The sequence below is a fragment of the Paenibacillus xylanexedens genome, assembly GCF_007676705.1.
Lineage (GTDB): Bacteria > Bacillota > Bacilli > Paenibacillales > Paenibacillaceae > Paenibacillus > Paenibacillus xylanexedens_C.
Window position 1 is genome coordinate 146,705 of the sequence record NZ_VEBF01000009.1, and the last position, 16,343, is coordinate 163,047.

The 16,343-nt window shown below is 44.2% G+C and carries 15 protein-coding genes; 9 read left to right on the top strand and 6 right to left on the bottom strand.

Going from position 1 to position 16,343, the window contains the following annotated elements; genetic code table 11:
* Positions 1-59: 59 nt before the first annotated feature.
* Positions 60-464 (bottom strand): CBS domain-containing protein, encoded by a 405-nt coding sequence (locus FS628_RS27725; protein ID WP_145326300.1) that lies wholly within the window; start codon positions 462-464, stop codon positions 60-62.
* A gap of 177 nt (positions 465-641) precedes the next feature.
* Between FS628_RS27725 and pbp4 the strand changes: the two genes are divergently transcribed.
* The gene (gene pbp4, locus FS628_RS27730) at positions 642-2,729 is read left to right on the top strand and encodes a penicillin-binding protein PBP4(5) (protein WP_145326301.1); all 2,088 of its coding nucleotides are present in this window, start codon (positions 642-644) and stop codon (positions 2,727-2,729) included.
* Positions 2,730-2,845: 116 nt separating this feature from the next.
* Here pbp4 and FS628_RS27735 read toward each other — a convergent pair whose 3' ends face one another.
* The gene (locus FS628_RS27735) at positions 2,846-3,601 is read right to left on the bottom strand and encodes a class I SAM-dependent methyltransferase (protein ID WP_145326302.1); all 756 of its coding nucleotides are present in this window, start codon (positions 3,599-3,601) and stop codon (positions 2,846-2,848) included.
* A gap of 279 nt (positions 3,602-3,880) precedes the next feature.
* Between FS628_RS27735 and FS628_RS27740 the strand changes: the two genes are divergently transcribed.
* The 5 genes from FS628_RS27740 to FS628_RS27760 all read left to right on the top strand — a co-directional run bounded on the left by FS628_RS27740 (position 3,881) and on the right by FS628_RS27760 (position 8,835).
* Positions 3,881-4,297, top strand: a complete 417-nt coding sequence (locus FS628_RS27740; RefSeq protein WP_145326303.1) for a VOC family protein — start codon at positions 3,881-3,883, stop codon at positions 4,295-4,297.
* A 288-nt stretch (positions 4,298-4,585) separates the two neighbouring features.
* Positions 4,586-5,701 (top strand): hypothetical protein, encoded by a 1,116-nt coding sequence (locus FS628_RS27745; RefSeq protein WP_145326304.1) that lies wholly within the window; start codon positions 4,586-4,588, stop codon positions 5,699-5,701.
* Positions 5,702-5,712: 11 nt separating this feature from the next.
* Positions 5,713-6,861, top strand: coding sequence for a S1C family serine protease (locus FS628_RS27750; RefSeq protein ID WP_145326305.1), 1,149 nt, complete (start codon positions 5,713-5,715; stop codon positions 6,859-6,861).
* Positions 6,862-6,982: 121 nt separating this feature from the next.
* Positions 6,983-7,582: a TetR/AcrR family transcriptional regulator gene (locus tag FS628_RS27755; RefSeq protein ID WP_145326317.1), complete on the top strand. Its 600-nt coding sequence runs from the start codon at positions 6,983-6,985 to the stop codon at positions 7,580-7,582.
* 32 nt (positions 7,583-7,614) lie between these two features.
* Positions 7,615-8,835 (top strand): MFS transporter, encoded by a 1,221-nt coding sequence (locus FS628_RS27760; protein ID WP_145326306.1) that lies wholly within the window; start codon positions 7,615-7,617, stop codon positions 8,833-8,835.
* An 84-nt stretch (positions 8,836-8,919) separates the two neighbouring features.
* On the opposite strand, the gene FS628_RS27765 is transcribed toward FS628_RS27760, so the two are convergent.
* From FS628_RS27765 to licT, 3 genes are all read right to left on the bottom strand, one after another.
* Positions 8,920-10,329 carry a glycoside hydrolase family 1 protein gene (locus FS628_RS27765; protein WP_145326307.1) on the bottom strand — a complete coding sequence of 470 codons (1,410 nt, stop codon included), beginning with the start codon at positions 10,327-10,329 and terminating at the stop codon, positions 8,920-8,922.
* A gap of 42 nt (positions 10,330-10,371) precedes the next feature.
* Positions 10,372-12,270, bottom strand: coding sequence for a beta-glucoside-specific PTS transporter subunit IIABC (locus FS628_RS27770; protein ID WP_145326308.1), 1,899 nt, complete (start codon positions 12,268-12,270; stop codon positions 10,372-10,374).
* 184 nt (positions 12,271-12,454) lie between these two features.
* Positions 12,455-13,315, bottom strand: coding sequence for a BglG family transcription antiterminator LicT (licT, locus tag FS628_RS27775; protein ID WP_145326309.1), 861 nt, complete (start codon positions 13,313-13,315; stop codon positions 12,455-12,457).
* A 312-nt stretch (positions 13,316-13,627) separates the two neighbouring features.
* Between licT and FS628_RS27780 the strand changes: the two genes are divergently transcribed.
* The 3 genes from FS628_RS27780 to FS628_RS27790 all read left to right on the top strand — a co-directional run bounded on the left by FS628_RS27780 (position 13,628) and on the right by FS628_RS27790 (position 15,647).
* Entirely contained in the window at positions 13,628-13,795 is a 168-nt protein-coding gene (locus FS628_RS27780; protein ID WP_074093608.1) for a DUF3934 family protein, read from the top strand.
* 164 nt (positions 13,796-13,959) lie between these two features.
* Positions 13,960-14,391, top strand: a complete 432-nt coding sequence (locus tag FS628_RS27785; protein ID WP_036605963.1) for a MarR family winged helix-turn-helix transcriptional regulator — start codon at positions 13,960-13,962, stop codon at positions 14,389-14,391.
* 80 nt (positions 14,392-14,471) lie between these two features.
* The gene (locus tag FS628_RS27790) at positions 14,472-15,647 is read left to right on the top strand and encodes a YhgE/Pip domain-containing protein (protein WP_145326311.1); all 1,176 of its coding nucleotides are present in this window, start codon (positions 14,472-14,474) and stop codon (positions 15,645-15,647) included.
* Between the two features lie 359 nt (positions 15,648-16,006).
* Here the strand turns inward: FS628_RS27790 and FS628_RS32105 are convergent.
* Positions 16,007-16,343: hypothetical protein (locus FS628_RS32105; RefSeq protein ID WP_222125298.1), on the bottom strand; the 337-nt coding region annotated here is incomplete at its 5' end.

The window sequence follows — 16,343 nt, forward strand, 5'->3', positions numbered from 1 at the left end:
GACCATAGGCGTACCCTTTCGAGTTGAATATTCGTTTATTACGGGATCTCCGCTTGAATCTAATCCGAAATGTTGCGCGTATAATATTCAATAATATCCTTACGACGGATAATACCGAGGAAGACACGATCGACATCTACTACGGGCACAAAATTTTGGTCTGCTGCAAGTGTCAGCATATCCTCCATTTCAGCCTCAATGTAGACACATTCATTATATACCCGATTGTTAATCTCATGGACTTGAACCTGATCCATATTATCAAAAGTTAAGCCGGGTGTATTTCGCATTTTCCATAACAAATCGCCTTCGGACAGAGTAGCAACATATTTTCCATCCTGGTCAATCACGGGAATGGCGGTGTAGTGCTGCGATTCCAACTGCTCAATAGCATCTTTCATGGAAGCGGTAGACTTGATATAGGCCACTTCGGCTTTGGGGAGTAAAAAATAGCTGATTTCCATCATCGGGCTCCTTTTCAGCCTTTTGCATAGCAAAAAAGCTTTAGTATGTAATCTCACTCTCCTTATTTAAACATATTATGTGAGCTTTCGGCTATTTTTAATGATAAATTCGTCAGATTTGTTTCATTGTTTAAATGGCTCTAGAAATCTATAGTGTATATTAGAGGTGATGTGACCATGAAATCCAAACGTAAGTTAATGTACGGACTGCTACCCATCTTATTTGCAGGTGGCATCGGAATGTATCTATACATGCAGAATAACAAAGAAGCAGAAGCGAAGCCCCAGACTACCGTGAATCAGTACATAGAGCATCTGCAAAAAAAAGAGTTCGATCAGCTATATACCTTGATGACACCTGCTTCGCTGCAAGAGTCGGGCATGAACAAGGAACAATTTGTTGAGAAATATAATGCGATCTATTCGGGTATGGAAGTATCCACCGTCAAGGCGGAGGTTAAGCCTGTAGATGTTCCCGAAACGGCCGCCGATGGCAGTAAGACAGATGCTGAGGATAAAAACACGGATACGTATGAGGTGGACTATAACCTGCAACTGACAACCTTTTTGGGAGAAGTCAGCGAGACGCATACACTGAAACTGGTCCGACAAGAGCTTGAGGATGGGAGCAAGAACTGGCAAATTAACTGGCAGCCTTCGCTGATCCTGAGTGACATGATTAAGGGCAGTAAGGTACGAGTAAGGACATTGTTCCCGGATCGAGGAAACATTGTGGATCGTGATGGTTTGCCGCTGGCTACCAAGGGCACGATGAATGAATGGGGCATTGTACCCGAGAAACTCGGTGATAACCCGGACCAGATGATTGCCCAAATCGCGAACCATTATCAGGTTTCGGAAGACGCCATTCACAAGGCGCTTGCGCAGACATGGGTGAAGCCGGAATATTTTGTCCCGATTGCATCCACAGAGGAGTTTGACGTGCCGACGTCTTTAAGCGGGGTTACAATGCAAAGTAAGGAAATCCGTTATTATCCACTTGGCGAGGCAGCTGCGCATCTGATTGGTTATGTACGTAAAGCCACCAAAGAAGATCTGGATAAGGATACGGAAGGGTATTATCGCGCAGAGGATTGGATCGGCAAAGCAGGTTTGGAGCAGTCCATGGAGAAGCAGCTGCGCGGTGAACGTGGTGGTCTGATTGAAATCACCGATGAATCCGGTAACTCGCGTTCTGAGCTTATTCGTAAAGATGCTGTAGATGGACAGAATGTTCAACTGACAATTAGCTCCAAGCAGCAAAAGAAATTGTATCAGACATTATCCAGCGGAGGGGACGCCGGAGCGATGGTTCTTATGAATCCGACGGACGGCAACCTGCTGGCGTTGGTCAGTGCCCCTTCCTATAATCCGAATAAGATGGTTACAGGACTTACACAGGCAGAGTGGGATGCTTACTCGGCGAATGAGAAGCTTCCTTTTATCAACAGAGTCACTACCCGGTATGCACCAGGATCAACCTTCAAAGCCATTACAGCCGCAGCGGGACTAATGGAAAAGGTGACCACAGCGGACAAAACACATGATATCTCAGGCTTGCAATGGCGTAAAGACGATAGTTGGGGCGGTTACTATGTCAAGCGTGTGAAGAGTTTGTCCCCGGTGAATATGGTCGATGCACTGGTGTATTCGGACAATATTTACTTTGCAATGGAAGCCATAGAGATGGGCAGCACCAAGTTTATTGAGGGGATTCAGAAGTTTGGTTTTGGCGATAACTTTGGACTGGATGAACTGTACCTGAAGCCGAGCCAGTATGCTAACGAAGCGAATCTGGATCTGTCATCCGAGGTGTTGCTCGCTGACACGTCCTACGGACAAGGAGAGATGTTGATGTCGCCGATTCATCTGGCGTCGTCATTTACACCTTTTATTAATGAAGGAAAACTGGTGAAACCTGTCCTGATCGAGGGAAAAGAAACTTCAGCCCCAGAGGTGATCATTACTCCCGAAGTTGCGGATACGGTTAAGGATGCTTTGGGAGAAGTTGTCTCCCGACAGGGAGGCACGGCCCATACCTTAAACTCAATACCTGGAGGACTCGCTGGTAAGACAGGAACAGCCGAACTGAAAGCGAAGAAGGGCGAGAAGGGGCAAGAGAACGGATTTTTCGTCGTATTTGATACCGAGTCGCGGGACTTTCTGTTATCCGCTGTGATTGAAGAAGTCAACGGCCGGGGCGGAAGCCACTATGTCGTGGATAAATTGAAGCCTTTTCTGGAGAAGTTGGAGATTAGGCAGTAGTCTGATGTAATCAATAGAATAGTTGTGCAATTATAATAAACAGCCCGGTCACCATCATGTTATGGTTCTTACATGTGACCGGGCTTTTTTGTATTATTTTAAAGATATGAAATCATTTATTTCCTTGCAGTAATCATAAAGCGTGCCGAGTTGGTACGAATGCCTTTCTCGTCGTGATGTTCTTTCACAAACTGCTGGAATCGCTCAAAGTCAGCTTCTATTTCCCCGAAATCAGGAATAATGGGTGCATGGGTCAGGAGAAACATCAAGTCTTCGGGTGTAGCGTAATGCTCCACTACATTATATTCACGGGCTTGTATGTCATGGAAACCTGCTTTTTGAAGTTCATGCTTGTATCGTTCCATCAATGTGCCGGATCGAATGCCAAGGCTTTGTCCACGGCCAAAAGCTTCTGCTATGTTGGATTTATCGTGTTCACTAACCTGTTGGGTTAGAAATATCCCGCCTTCAGCAAGAACTCTGAAGACTTCTGAAGCAGAGAATCCGGCGTGTCTGGAGGATACCACATTAAAGAAGTTTTGGGGAAATGCCAGTTTCTCTGCATCCATATGCACAAAGCGTACATTGGGATGAGGACCCGCAGCCTGAAGATTATGCTGTGCCGTTTCAATCATTCCCTGAGAGAGATCGATTCCCACTAATAACAAGGCTTCTTTGGCAATGGAGAGAATAGCTTCTCCACCACCCGTCCCAATATCCAACAACAGATCGGACGAACGAGTATGGCGAACAACTTCCTCATAGAAGTTCCATCCGACTTTTTCCGAAACCACGTTCATGGAGCTGAAGTTCCAGCCATTCTTGCGGCCTACTCGTTCATAAAAATCAGCATAGTTTATTTTGTTCTTCATTTTTAGTATTCCTCCAATGAGAGTTTTTTGAACAGGACAGGAGAGTTGTGCGATACCATTCGAGTGTAGAGGGCCGAATAGGATCAAAAGGACAGACGTATCCCTTGATAGCTGGTACGCGTTTTGACCCAGCCCGACGACTACTTACTTCGAACAATTCGGAACAACATCCGTGTCACCTCACAGGTTGGAATATCACTAATTATATTCAATTGACAGCGTATACGCGAGGTGTTATTTTGAGGTGGAATCTATTCTATAAGTTCGAGGTGATCGATGGTGGCTATTCGTGCTAAGCAGATTTTTGTCAATTTACCTGTCCAAGATTTGAAGAAATCCGTTGATTTTTTTACTAAGGTGGGTTTTGAGTTTGACGCCAATTTTACGGATGAGTCCGCTACCTGTATGATCATCGGAGATAACATTTACGCCATGCTTCTGGTGGAGGAACGGTTCCAATCCTTCATCTCGAAAAAAATCTCTAATGCTGCCGATACAACCGAAGTCATCGTGGCCCTGTCTGTGGATAGCCGTGAGCAGGTGGATGTGATTGTACAAGCTGCCCTCGATGCAGGAGCGAAGCCATACAACGAACCACAGGATCACGGGTTCATGTATGGATGGAGTTTTCAGGATCTGGATGATCACCTGTGGGAAGTCTCCTATATGGATCTAAGTGCTTTTCCTTCAGAGTGACCAAATGAAATTAAGTAGAGCCTTCCTACAGTAATAGGAAGGTTCTTTTGCATCCAGTATGACTCGTTCAAACGTGATATCTATAGAACATATGGTGTATTTTACCTTTTTGCTATATGATAAATGTCGATTCACGTTGGCGATTTGAATCGAAGCATGCAACATGCTGAAGTATCAGAGAGCGAAGTATACATATGTTTTTTAGATGGAGGGATCAGGGTGTATTGTCACGTATGTGGGACTAAAAACGGCCCGGGGGATAAAACATGCAGAAAGTGTAGCACCAAATTGAAAGAAGCAGTACCAGCCGAATCACTATCCCGGCAACAACAGCCTGCACCAAGACAAGAAAGTGCCAATCAAGGTCGTACATTTAGCTGGATCATTCCCCTACTGTTGGCAGCGGTAATGGGGGCTCTGTTGACGTACTATTATAATCAGGAGAGCGGTATAAACGCAGAGGTAAAAGCACTGCATCTGCAAGCAGAACAAGCTGCGCTGGACGGGAAATATAAAGAAGCATTGCAACTCCTGGATGCAGCTCTCGCGTTACGCCCGGATGTGGATGCACTTATACAGGATCGCCAAATCACGGCGAAAGCGTTCAATTTGATGAATCAGTTGAACGATGCTGCCACAAGTCTGAAAACAGGAAAATTGTCCGCAGGGGACAAGACTATTCAGGCTGTATCCAAAGCGTTGAAGGAGCGAGAGGAACCGATTTTTGCCAAAGTCCGTGCCGCATTAAGTAACAGAAAGGTCACGCTGGCTGTACTGAAGGTAAAAAAAGAGATTGATAGTTTAACAACGGTTGAAGGTCTGGCAGATAAACTCAAAACGGTATCCAACTTGAATGGCAAGGAAGCCGAAGCAGTAGAGAAGCAAATTGTAGATAAGTTGACCGGGATTAGTTATAAGCAGGCTGAGCAGCAAGTGAAGAAAAAAAATTTTACAGCGGCACTGCAAACCGTTGATCAAGGGTTGTCTTATGCACCTGAGGAAGTGAAACTGACAACGTATCGAGAAGAGATACTACGTGAGAAGAAGGCATTTGAGAAAGCGGAAGAAGAACGTATTTTGTTAGCAGAACAGCAAGCAGCTGAGGAAGAATTGAGAAATCGGACAGGAGCAGTAAGTGTAGTGGAGCTGACAGCAGAACTGGACATTTATGGTGATCTACATATTAGTGGGATGGTAGCTAACAAGGGTACACGTCCGATTTGGTCGATTGCACTGATAATCAATATTAATAGCACTGATGGTGATTATATCGGTGAGACAGATGCATATGTCTATCCGGTCACATTGGATACCGGAGAACAGGGTTATTTTGAAACCTATTATTATGGAGTGTACGAAGCCGCAGACGTATCTGTTACGAATGCAACATGGTATCTGGAGTAGGGGGAGTTAAAATGTCCAAAAGAACATGGAGTACAATCATATCCAGTGCAATCATTATCGGGGCTGGGGCAGGAGGCGTGTTATGGATACATCAGCACTCGGCTGATGAGCTGGAGGTTGGTCCCAGACTGGCTGTTGTTACTGCAAAGGAGATTGAAACCCCGAAGGCGAAGTCTGCCTCCAAGACAACCTTGAAGAAAACGCGTAAACAGATTATTGAAGAGAGTCAGAAAAAAGTGGTTACAATTGAGAGTAGCAGTGGATTGGGCTCCGGTTTTCTTTACAATGATCAGGGAGATGTTGTGACTAACGCGCATGTGGTGGAAGGATCAAAGGAAGTGATCATCCGTACGTTGAATCATGAGGAATATAAAGGTACCGTTATCGGGATTGGGGAAGAAACAGACGTTGCTGTCATAAGGGTACCTGATTTGAAAGAATTGAAGCCGTTGCCCATTGCGAAGTCTAAAGCGGAGGTTGGAGATGAGATCCTGGCACTGGGTAGCCCGTTAGGCTTCGAAAACACGGTAACAACGGGAATCATAAGCGGTGTCGAACGCAGTTTTGAGATTTCGCCGTACATCTATACGAATATGTACCAAATCTCCGCGCCGATCACCAACGGTAATAGCGGTGGCCCATTGATCAATGCAGAGACGGGTGAAGTGCTTGGCATTAATTCAACAGGGGTGAAACAGGAAGCCGGACTCGGATTCAGTATCCCGATTACCAGTGTGCTGAAGCAGGTGCAGGCATGGTCCAACCATTCGTCCAACACAAAAGCTGTCCAAATGGTTGGTGAAGGTACTTCGAGGATATCTGCTTCTTCCCTGGAAGCTGAGGCATTGGTTACTGACTTCTATAGTTATCTGAACCTGAGTGACTACGTCGAATCCTATGCATTACTCGGAAGTGACTGGCAAGGCGGCACAACTTATGCCAAGTTCCGTGAGGGGTATCTCGACACCGGTTATGTGACGATCGGGGAGATTACGTCTTCTGACAAGGGTAATGATGAGATAGAAGTCACCGCTGTAATTACAGCGGATGAACGTAGGGATGGTGAATATGTAACGGCAAAGTACAAGGTTACGTATCAGATTGGTTACGAGAATGGTCAACTGAAAATATTACATGGTCAGGGTAAAAAGATGAAATGAATTAGGTAAGGAGAGTTGGCTTATGGCTAATTCTCCTTTATTTGATTGCATATATTGAGTGCATCTGTTAAAATACAGAACGAATGTTCAGTATGGATGGAACGGAGTGAAACGAATGAATATGAATAAAAAACAACTTCAGACTGAGCAGACCAAGAAAAAACTTGCGGATGCTTCCAAAGCCCTTTTTGTACAAAAAGGCTATAAAGCAACGTCTATTGAGGATATTGTAGCTGCGACGGGCAGCAGCAAGGGCAATATATATTACCATTTCAAAAGCAAAGAAGGCCTGTTCCTCTATCTAATCGATGAGTGGGATCGGGAGTGGGAAGAGAGTTGGGCCGCTAAAGAACATCTTTACCGCACCTCCACGGAGAAGATTTACGGCTTGGCGGAACAACTGATATTGGATGACATGAATCATCCTTTGACCAAAGCAGCCGATGAGTTCTTCACTGGGGAGAAGAAAGAAAATGATATCGAGGAACGAATCGCCTTGATGTTCAAGCGGCATCTTCAATTTAACAAACAAATGATAGAACAAGGGATTGAGAGCGGTGAGTTCAAAGCAGACAATGTAGATCATCTCGCACTGATTTTAGAAAGTACCATTATTGGTCTTAGTCAGATGTCACGCGGGATGGAGTCTGATCAGGCTCTCGCTTTGTACCGTCAAGCTGCCAGTGTATTCTTACACGGGATTGCAAAAGATAAAGATTAAGCAACATTTTGACAACTATGGAGGATGGAATCATGGCATTACTAACACGGAACAGGGGCGCATTGCTGCTGTTGATGTTTAATATTTTTCTCGTTTTTACGGGTATTGGTCTGGTTGTGCCGATCATGCCTGCGTATATGGATCTACTGCATATCACGGGGTTCACGGTTGGTTTGCTAGTAGCGGCGTTCTCCTTCACCCAGTTTCTGTTCTCGCCTCTTGCAGGACGTTGGTCGGATACGTGGGGACGTAAGAAAATTATAGTCGGCGGCATGTTGATCTTTGCCGTATCGGAGTTCATGTTTGGTGCAGTTAATGCACCGGTGTTGCTCTTCGCAGCCCGGATGCTGGGTGGTATTGGAGCCGCGATGATCTTCCCGGCAGTTATGGCATACACCGCGGATATTACGACAGAGGAAGAACGCGGCAAAGGTATGGGATTGATTAATGCAGCCATAACAACCGGATTTATCATTGGTCCCGGAATTGGTGGATACATTGCAGACTTTGGCATTCGAATTCCATTCTATGCAGCAGGGGTTGCCGGTTTATTGGCAGCGATCATTACAATGATTATTTTGCCTGAATCGGCAAGAAGCACAGGAGAGCAAAGTAAACCTGTCGCTGGCGCAGCGAAGGTTAAAGCTCCGGGTATGGTAACCCAATTGCTGAATTCGTACCGTGAACCGTACTTTTTCAGCTTGATTATCGTGTTTGTTATGGCATTTGGTCTGGCGAACTATGAGACAGTATTTTCACTGTTTGTGGATCACAAGTTTGGTTTCACGACGAAAGACATTGCATTTATTATTACATTTGGTTCCATCGCGGGTGCGGTTGTTCAAGTATCATTGATCGGTTGGTTGCTCAACCGGTTTGGTGAAAAGATGGTCATTTCGGTCTGTCTGTTATTCGTAGCGGTATTTGTACTGTTGACCTTGTTCGTGCATACGTACTGGCTCATTCTTGTTGTAACTTTTATCGTTTTCTTGGGAATGGATATCTTACGTCCGGCGATCAGTACACAGATGTCCAAATTGGCACAAGAACAACAGGGCTTTGTGGCCGGACTGAACTCGGCTTACACAAGTTTGGGGAATATCGCAGGTCCAATCGTAGCTGGAGCACTATTTGATGTGAATATTAATTATCCTTACGTTTCGGCAGCTGCCGTTCTGGCAATCTGTTTCCTGTTATCCCTGCGGGTACTCAGAGGGGTCAAAACGGTAAAACAACCGAAGGCTGAAATGTAATTTCATTTGGGAAAAGAAAGCATTAACAAAAAAGTCGACTACACATGGAAAACTGTGCAGTCGACTTTTTTTGATATTACGGTATTAACGGATTTCTCCATTCGTTTCAATCAGTTTTTGATACCAGTGGAAACTCTGTTTGCGGATACGTCTCAATTCCTTGATATCGAATTCCTCACGATCCACATAGATGAATCCATAACGTTTGCTTGATCCCTGATGTGTGCTGACCAGGTCGATCGCAGACCAAGGGCAGAAGCCAAATACATCCACGCCGTCCGTAATCGCCAGTTGAATCTGTTCGATATGTTTATTGAAGAATTCAATACGGTAAGGATCGTTGACGACGTCACCTTCCTCCAGTTTATCGAAGGCACCCAGACCGTTTTCCGTAACAATCAATGGCAGATGATAACGGGAGTAAATCTGACGAAGGGTAGAGCGGAAGCCGACCGGATCAATTTCCCAACCAAACTCCGTTTTTTGCAGATTCGGATTCACAGATCCTCTATATGCGCCCGGTTCACCTACGATTTCGTGCTGATCTCCTGTATGGGAGAAGTCATTACCATCGTTCAGACTTTCACCAACGGTTTGGGAAGTATAGTAGTTGAACGCAATAAAGTCAGGATTTCCTTGAGCAAGGATGTCCATATCCCCGTCCTCAATGACAGGCGTATATCCTTTCTCTTCGAGATAGCTCCAGGCTATATGATTATATCGTCCGTATACCGCCATATCGAGATAGAGCCAGTTGCGAATGGCAGCATAGTTATCCGCAGCAAGTGTGTCTTCCGGTTTGGAACTCGCCGGGTAAATTACACCGATGTTGGGCGCTGGGCCAATTTTGGCTTCAGGCAGCATTTGATGACATAGTACCATGGCTTTAGCTTGAGCAACCAGCATGTGGTGATTTTGCTGATATAGTGTTTTTTGCGGATCAACAAGCGTTGTATCCAGTGTACCCAGAGAGCCGGGATGCAGGATCAGCATATTTTGTTCGTTGATGGTCAGCCAATATTTAACCCGGTCACCGTAGTTCTCATAAAGGGTCTTGGCATATTGTTCAAAAGCCTCAATCGTAGCACGGTTGGACCAGCCACCTTTTTCTTCAAGTGCATAAGGAAGATCGAAGTGATACATGGTCACAATGGGTTCAATACCGTATTTAATTAACTCGTCAATTAAGGAATCGTAAAAGGCGAGTCCCTTCGGATTTACTTCACCTGCTCCTTGAGGATAGATGCGTGTCCATGCGATGGAGAAACGGTAGGCTTTAAAGCCCATTTCAGCGAGCAATGCCACATCTTCTTTGTACATATGATAGTGATTACTTGTTACCTTGAAGTCAGTTACGCCTTCCACATGATTTCCCATGTCAATGACTGAAGGGCCTTTACCATCTTCATTCCAGGCTCCCTCAATCTGATAGGCGGAGGTTGAACCTCCCCAGAAGAAATCTTTAGGAAATGGTTTAAGTTGAGTATGTTTCATGGTTAGTTCCTCCTAAGTTGAATTCATATGTTATAGGTTGGGTCAGACGACCAAAGTCAAAAGGACATCGTTTTTCTGTACATGCTCTTCAGTTGTTTCGAACACATCCACTTCGTGCTGCGTAAGAGTAACAATGACAGGTGTTACGGTCTCGTATCCGGCTTCCTTGATCTTATCGAGTTCAAACTGGATCAACAGATCGCCCTGTCTGACGATATCGCCTTCCTGAACGACAGGATTGAAATGTTTTCCTTTCAGCGCTACTGTGTTGATGCCAATGTGAATCAGGATTTCTGTTCCTGCGTTGGTTGTTAATCCAATGGCATGTCCAGTCGGGAAGAGGGAGGTGACAACACCATCCACAGGAGCGACAACTTCGCCAATCTCAGGAACAATCGCCACACCTTTGCCCATAGCACCTGTTGAGAAGGCTGGGTCGTTAATGGTGCTCAGTGCTACGGCCGTACCTGTGAGTGGGCTATATATTTGTTCTTTCTTGATCTCCGTTGTTTTGGTCTCAGGTATGACAGGAAGTTCTGCCGGCGTACTTTCAACCGATGTGTTGGAGACAGATCCATCTTTCACGGGCGCTGTGTCTTTGGTTTTGCTCTCATAACCGAACATCACGGTTAATACCGCAGCTACCGCAAAGGAGCAGGCAATCGCAATCACGTAGACAACCGTTGGTCTATAGACAGGAATGGCAAATATATTGTGGAACACATAAGCAGTCATTTTAACACCAAAGTGACCATTAATGGCACCGCCGATCGCACCTGCGATGACCACGATAGGAATTACACGTTTATAACGCAGGATTATACCGTATACGATGGGTTCAGTTACACCTGCAAGTAAACCGGTAAGGCTGGTCGAACCAGCAAGAGTCCGCAGGGTTTTATTCTTTTTGGCTTTTAGGAAAATACCGAAGGCTACACCGATTTGTGCAAACACGGCAGCAGCAGCCATGGCTTCAATCGGATCGCCGCCAACTCCGATATTCTGTATCGTGATTGGAGTAAAGCCCCAGTGGAGTCCGAAGACAACCATGAAGGTCATGAATCCACCCAGTACAACCCCTGATAATATACCGCTGACACCAATGAGCCAAGTTACGCCGGAAGAGATCCAGTCACCTACCGTGGTACCGAACGGTCCGAAGGCCATTGCGGACAGAGGAACCATAATCATCAAAGCAATCATCGGTACAAGGAACAATTGCAGGTCTTTCAAAATGATTTTCTTGAGTAACTTATCGAGAACGGCGTAGATGCTGATCGATATGAAGATTGGGAATACGCTGGCTGAATAATTCATCATGACAACCGGTATACCAAGGAACGACACATCTGAGCCTTTATCCATGAGCCCAGTGAAACTCGGTTCCATCAGAGCGGCACCAATTACGCCAGCTACATAAGGATTGGCTTTCAGCTTCATACCCAGTGTGATGCCGAGGAAAATGGGCAAGAAATAAAATACAGCGTTGCCGGCAGCAGATAGAATCAGGTATGTGTCACTTGTATCAGACATCCATCCAAGCATGGTCAGGACAGTCAGCAAAGCTTTTAACATACCTGATCCTGCCATGGCCGGGATTAACGGCGAGAAACTTCCGGATATAATTTCAAAAACTTTGGATAATAGCGAGGTTTTTTCCCCTGTGGACTCAGTCGATGAGGAGGAATCTCCTCCGAAATCCCGGTTTTTCATGATCTCTGCATATACATGAGCTACGTTGCTACCGATGACAACCTGGAACTGGCCGCCGCTTTCCACAACGGTAATAATGCCCTCATGCTTCTCCAACGTTTCACGTTCGGCTTTTTTTGAATCTTTCAGGTCAAATCTCAGCCGGGTCGCACAGTGGACAAGACCGTTGATATTGGCTTCTCCGCCGACGAGACGAACGATGTCATCCCCCATTTTTTTATGATCCATGTTCATTCTCCTTTGTTGTTAAGATTGCCTGAAAACAAAAAAATACCTAAACGAATGGCTATAATCATCGGAAAGATGACCTGTTGCCAATCATTTAGGTATCGCCTGCTTGAGCAGTAACAATCCTTGTCGTTAAGTTGTGAGACCTACTATATATGACGCCGAAATCGTTTGCAAGTTTTTTTTATTCTGTGTCCACTAACTCGTTACGGGAAGTGACCCGTTGAATGTGGATCGTCAAATACACCTTCTCATCAATGGACATCGCACTTTCAAATTTGCCTTCAAGGTACTGATTGATCCGTTGTGTGCACTCAAAAGCAGTGCTATATTTGTCCTTCACTTGCTCATACAGAAAGTTATCTCCTGAAGCAAATTGCTCCTGTTCATTACTCAACATTCGCTGCACAAAGTATTGTAGATGGGTTATAAACCGGGAATAATTAAATGAATTTTCATCCAGAGCGATGTGATAATGGTTGGTCACAATGTTGAAGATATCATCAATAACTTCCGTAATTTCAACGGTTTGTTTCATACCCTGAACATCTTGACGAGCGTTTACAAAATGCATCGCAATAAAGCTGGCCTCATGCTCTTCCATTTGGATGCCGAATTGTTCCTGGATCAGCTCCACCGCGTTCATGCCAATCCCAAATTCCTTCTTGTAGAACTTTTTGATCTGCCACAAAAGGGAATTTTTCAGCCCGACGGATTTACGGTACCGGGTAATGGCAAACTGAATATGATCGATCAAGGATATATAGATATTATCACTAAAAATATCGCCCATTTCCTGTTTGGCATGGCCCACAATTTCGTCTGCCAACTTCAAATATTCAACCGATGTTTCCCCGATCAGATCGATTAGTTTTTGTGGTATTTTATCCGATTTCAGCACAAAGGTTTTTTCAATTTTATCCTCATCCACAGGCTGTCCATTTTTCTTTTTGAAGCCAAGACCGTTGCCAATGACAACAAATTCGTGACCAACCTGGTTCTCAGCCCGGATGACATTGTTGTTAAAAATCTGACGGATGATCATATATGTGTTTCACCTCAATTGGTCGTAATAATAACAAAAAACCCAAACTAAGGCTTAATAGACAGCCTTGGTTTGGGTATCGCCTGCTTACCAGTAACAATCCCGAAGAAGACGCAGCTTCCTCTTTCAATTATGTCCACTATACCGCTTTCATAGCAGAATAACAATACAATGATTTCTGGAAATGGACGTAAAGACGTGGATTTTTGGTATAATAAGAAATGCTGGAAGTGAATTAGATGGGCTGGGTTGCATAATAAGTTACCGAGGACGGTCATTTTTAAGCATATACAGGATTATTGGAGTGATAACATGAGCAATGCAAAAGGAAAAGGCGGCACCGGCCGCGGTACGGGCAAAAAAGGCTGGAACCGTTGGCAAGCAGCTGCAAACCGGGCGAAAAGTGCCCCGAAGCCTTATAAAAGTAAAGGCACGAAGAAGAAGGATGATACCGAAACTTCAAGTGGCAAGCCCGAGTAAGTGTGGCTTGACGATGCCAGAGGAGAGAGCTGCCTGACTATCGGGTGGGTCTCTTTTTGTTTGGAAAAATAAAAATTAAATTGACAGTAGTGTAAATATGGTAATAATATAGAGCTTACGCAAATTAGATGGTAGTGCTACTATATAGAGAAAGGAGCATCAACATGCCTGTAAATATGGATGAAAATCCACTTGGGCTGATTTTGTCACGTACGTATCTGGCATACAAAAAAACAACAACCAGAAATCTGAGTGAACAGGATATTACGCCGGAACAATTTGCAGTTTTGAATGAATTGAGCAAGGCGGGAAGTCATATATCACAGAAGAAACTGGCTGAATTAACCGTTCGGGACCAGACAACTGTGGGGAAAATTATAGACAAGTTGATTCGCAAAGGTCTGGTGACCCGAGAAGAAGATCCGCAGGATCGCAGAGCAGTTTTGCTTTGTTTGACGGCGGAAGGACTGGAAATGAATAACGTTCTGACACCCAAGGCAAAACAGCAAGAGCAAGAGGCACTCGCCGAATGTTCCCCTGAAGAGCTTGAAGCATTCATGAATGTGATGAATCGTATCTATGAGAAGATGAAATAAATTTTTTTTGGACAAATATGTGCATGTGCATATATATGTAGTGCAATTATTTTAATTTTAACCATTGGGAGTCGTGAAGAATGAAAAGCTTCAAAGAATTTTTGAAAGTACCACAGACGAAAATAGGATTGGTTTTTGCACTAATTGTTCCGTTGTTATTTGTTGTGATCTGGATGACGGGTTATCATCAAGCTACGGAGAGAGTAGATCAGCTTCAAGTAGCGCTGGTGAACGAAGATGGGACACAGGGAAAAGAAGTGCAAAAGCAGATTGAGACGCTCGCGCCGTTCCAGGTTAATGTGCTGGATTCTGCGAAGGAAGCCGAGCAACAGATGAATGCAGGTAACTATGCGATGGTTATTGTGATTCCGGAAGGGTTTGCTGACCAGATTGGTAGCGGTACAGAGGCGAGCTTGTCCTTTTATATCAATCAGGGAAATGCGGATGTAGCCAAATCCATTGTGGAACATGCTGCGACCGGGATGACCGCACAAATGGGTCAAGGGATTCTGGAATCCAAGGTAGAATTGACACTCAATAACGATAGTATAAACAGCGAAGACTTAAGTGCAGCCATTGGACAAGCGATGGCGAAGATGAATGAAGGGCCTGTAAAGGCTGAAATTAATAAAACGAATAGTGTGAGTGATTTTGCAACATCGATGCTGCCCATGATTCTGGGTTTTATCACCTACATTGCTTCAATGACCATGAATATTCAGTTCAATATTACATCGAATATCATGAAGCGTAACCATTCCAAATGGGAAATCTTCTGGGGACGGCAAATGCTGTTATTATGTATAGCTGTGATTGTTCCCCTAATTGTGGATACAGTAGCTCTTCAGTTCACGGATGTTGCGAGCTCCTTCGGCGCGTTGTATCTGTATCATGTGCTTGTAAGTCTGGCTTGTATCTGTTTTACACAAATGAGTTTTGCCCTGTTTGGCAATGCAGGCCCTCTATTTAATGTAGCGATGGTTCCGCTCCAGTTGATGACAGCAGGAAATATCATTCCAGCCGAGATGCTGGCGCCATTCTATCGTTATATTGGAAACTTTCTGCCTGCTTCCAATGGGGTACAGGGATTTATGCGTTTGATCTATAGTGGAGAAGCAGTGGGTGGATACATGGTTCATCTTCTGTTGATCTCGGTTATAACGTGGGGAATTACGTTGCTGAGAGTTGGCATGCAAAAAGCAGGTAATGGACAAATGACAATGACGCCTCCAGCAACTGCACAGGCACAGCATTAAAGGGCGCTTCCTATATATAATGTGATAAACACAAAAAAAGTGGTTCGCGTATAGTTATATACGTGCATCACTTTTTTGTGTTTATCTTCTATATAATGTTGCTACTTATACACGTGGTAACTATCAAAGCACCCCGTAAATCTCACTTGACGTCGATAAAAGGACAAGCATATTTGAGCATATTAATGAAGCTAAAATATATCAGAGAGATTTAGTCCTGATAATTCTAGAAACAATTAGAACTGTATTGCGTTGTATGAATGGAAAGAATGTCATTTAGGCAATAATAAATTTTACAACGAAGATAGAGGAGAGCATCATAGTAAAAAGGTAGTCAATTTTCAAAAAAAATTATTAAATTAAATGTTGTAATTAATATCTATACGTGATATATTATTAATCCGGCCAAGAAAACACGGTTTACACGGTGCGGCAAGCGAAACAGATAAGCTTCGAAAGAAACTTAAAAAAAGAGCTTGCAAAGTTGGTTCGGACATGATATTATATAAGAGTTGCTGAAGAGAACGGCGTTCGGTAACAAAACAAGTTTGATCTTTGAAAACTGAACAACGAGTGAGTGAACATTCTGCTTGCAGAATGAAACGCGAAAGTTGGAAACAAGCCTTGGCTTGAATCGACTGGAGCACAAATGAGATTTTTAATCTCGTCAGATTCAAAATGAGCTTATCGCTCTTT

Bases quoted from the DNA above. Each gene is read 5' to 3' on its own strand.
- FS628_RS27735 (WP_145326302.1), bottom strand. From the start codon at position 3,601: ATGAAGAACAAAATAAACTATGCTGATTTTTATGAACGAGTAGGCCGC.
- pbp4 (WP_145326301.1), top strand. From the start codon at position 642: ATGAAATCCAAACGTAAGTTAATGTACGGACTGCTACCCATCTTATTT.
- FS628_RS27780 (WP_074093608.1), top strand. From the start codon at position 13,628: ATGAGCAATGCAAAAGGAAAAGGCGGCACCGGCCGCGGTACGGGCAAA.
- FS628_RS27770 (WP_145326308.1), bottom strand. From the start codon at position 12,270: ATGGATCATAAAAAAATGGGGGATGACATCGTTCGTCTCGTCGGCGGA.
- FS628_RS27765 (WP_145326307.1), bottom strand. From the start codon at position 10,329: ATGAAACATACTCAACTTAAACCATTTCCTAAAGATTTCTTCTGGGGA.
- FS628_RS27750 (WP_145326305.1), top strand. From the start codon at position 5,713: ATGTCCAAAAGAACATGGAGTACAATCATATCCAGTGCAATCATTATC.
- licT (WP_145326309.1), bottom strand. From the start codon at position 13,315: ATGATCATCCGTCAGATTTTTAACAACAATGTCATCCGGGCTGAGAAC.
- FS628_RS27785 (WP_036605963.1), top strand. From the start codon at position 13,960: ATGCCTGTAAATATGGATGAAAATCCACTTGGGCTGATTTTGTCACGT.
- FS628_RS27725 (WP_145326300.1), bottom strand. From the start codon at position 464: ATGGAAATCAGCTATTTTTTACTCCCCAAAGCCGAAGTGGCCTATATC.
- FS628_RS27790 (WP_145326311.1), top strand. From the start codon at position 14,472: ATGAAAAGCTTCAAAGAATTTTTGAAAGTACCACAGACGAAAATAGGA.
- FS628_RS27755 (WP_145326317.1), top strand. From the start codon at position 6,983: ATGAATAAAAAACAACTTCAGACTGAGCAGACCAAGAAAAAACTTGCG.
- FS628_RS27760 (WP_145326306.1), top strand. From the start codon at position 7,615: ATGGCATTACTAACACGGAACAGGGGCGCATTGCTGCTGTTGATGTTT.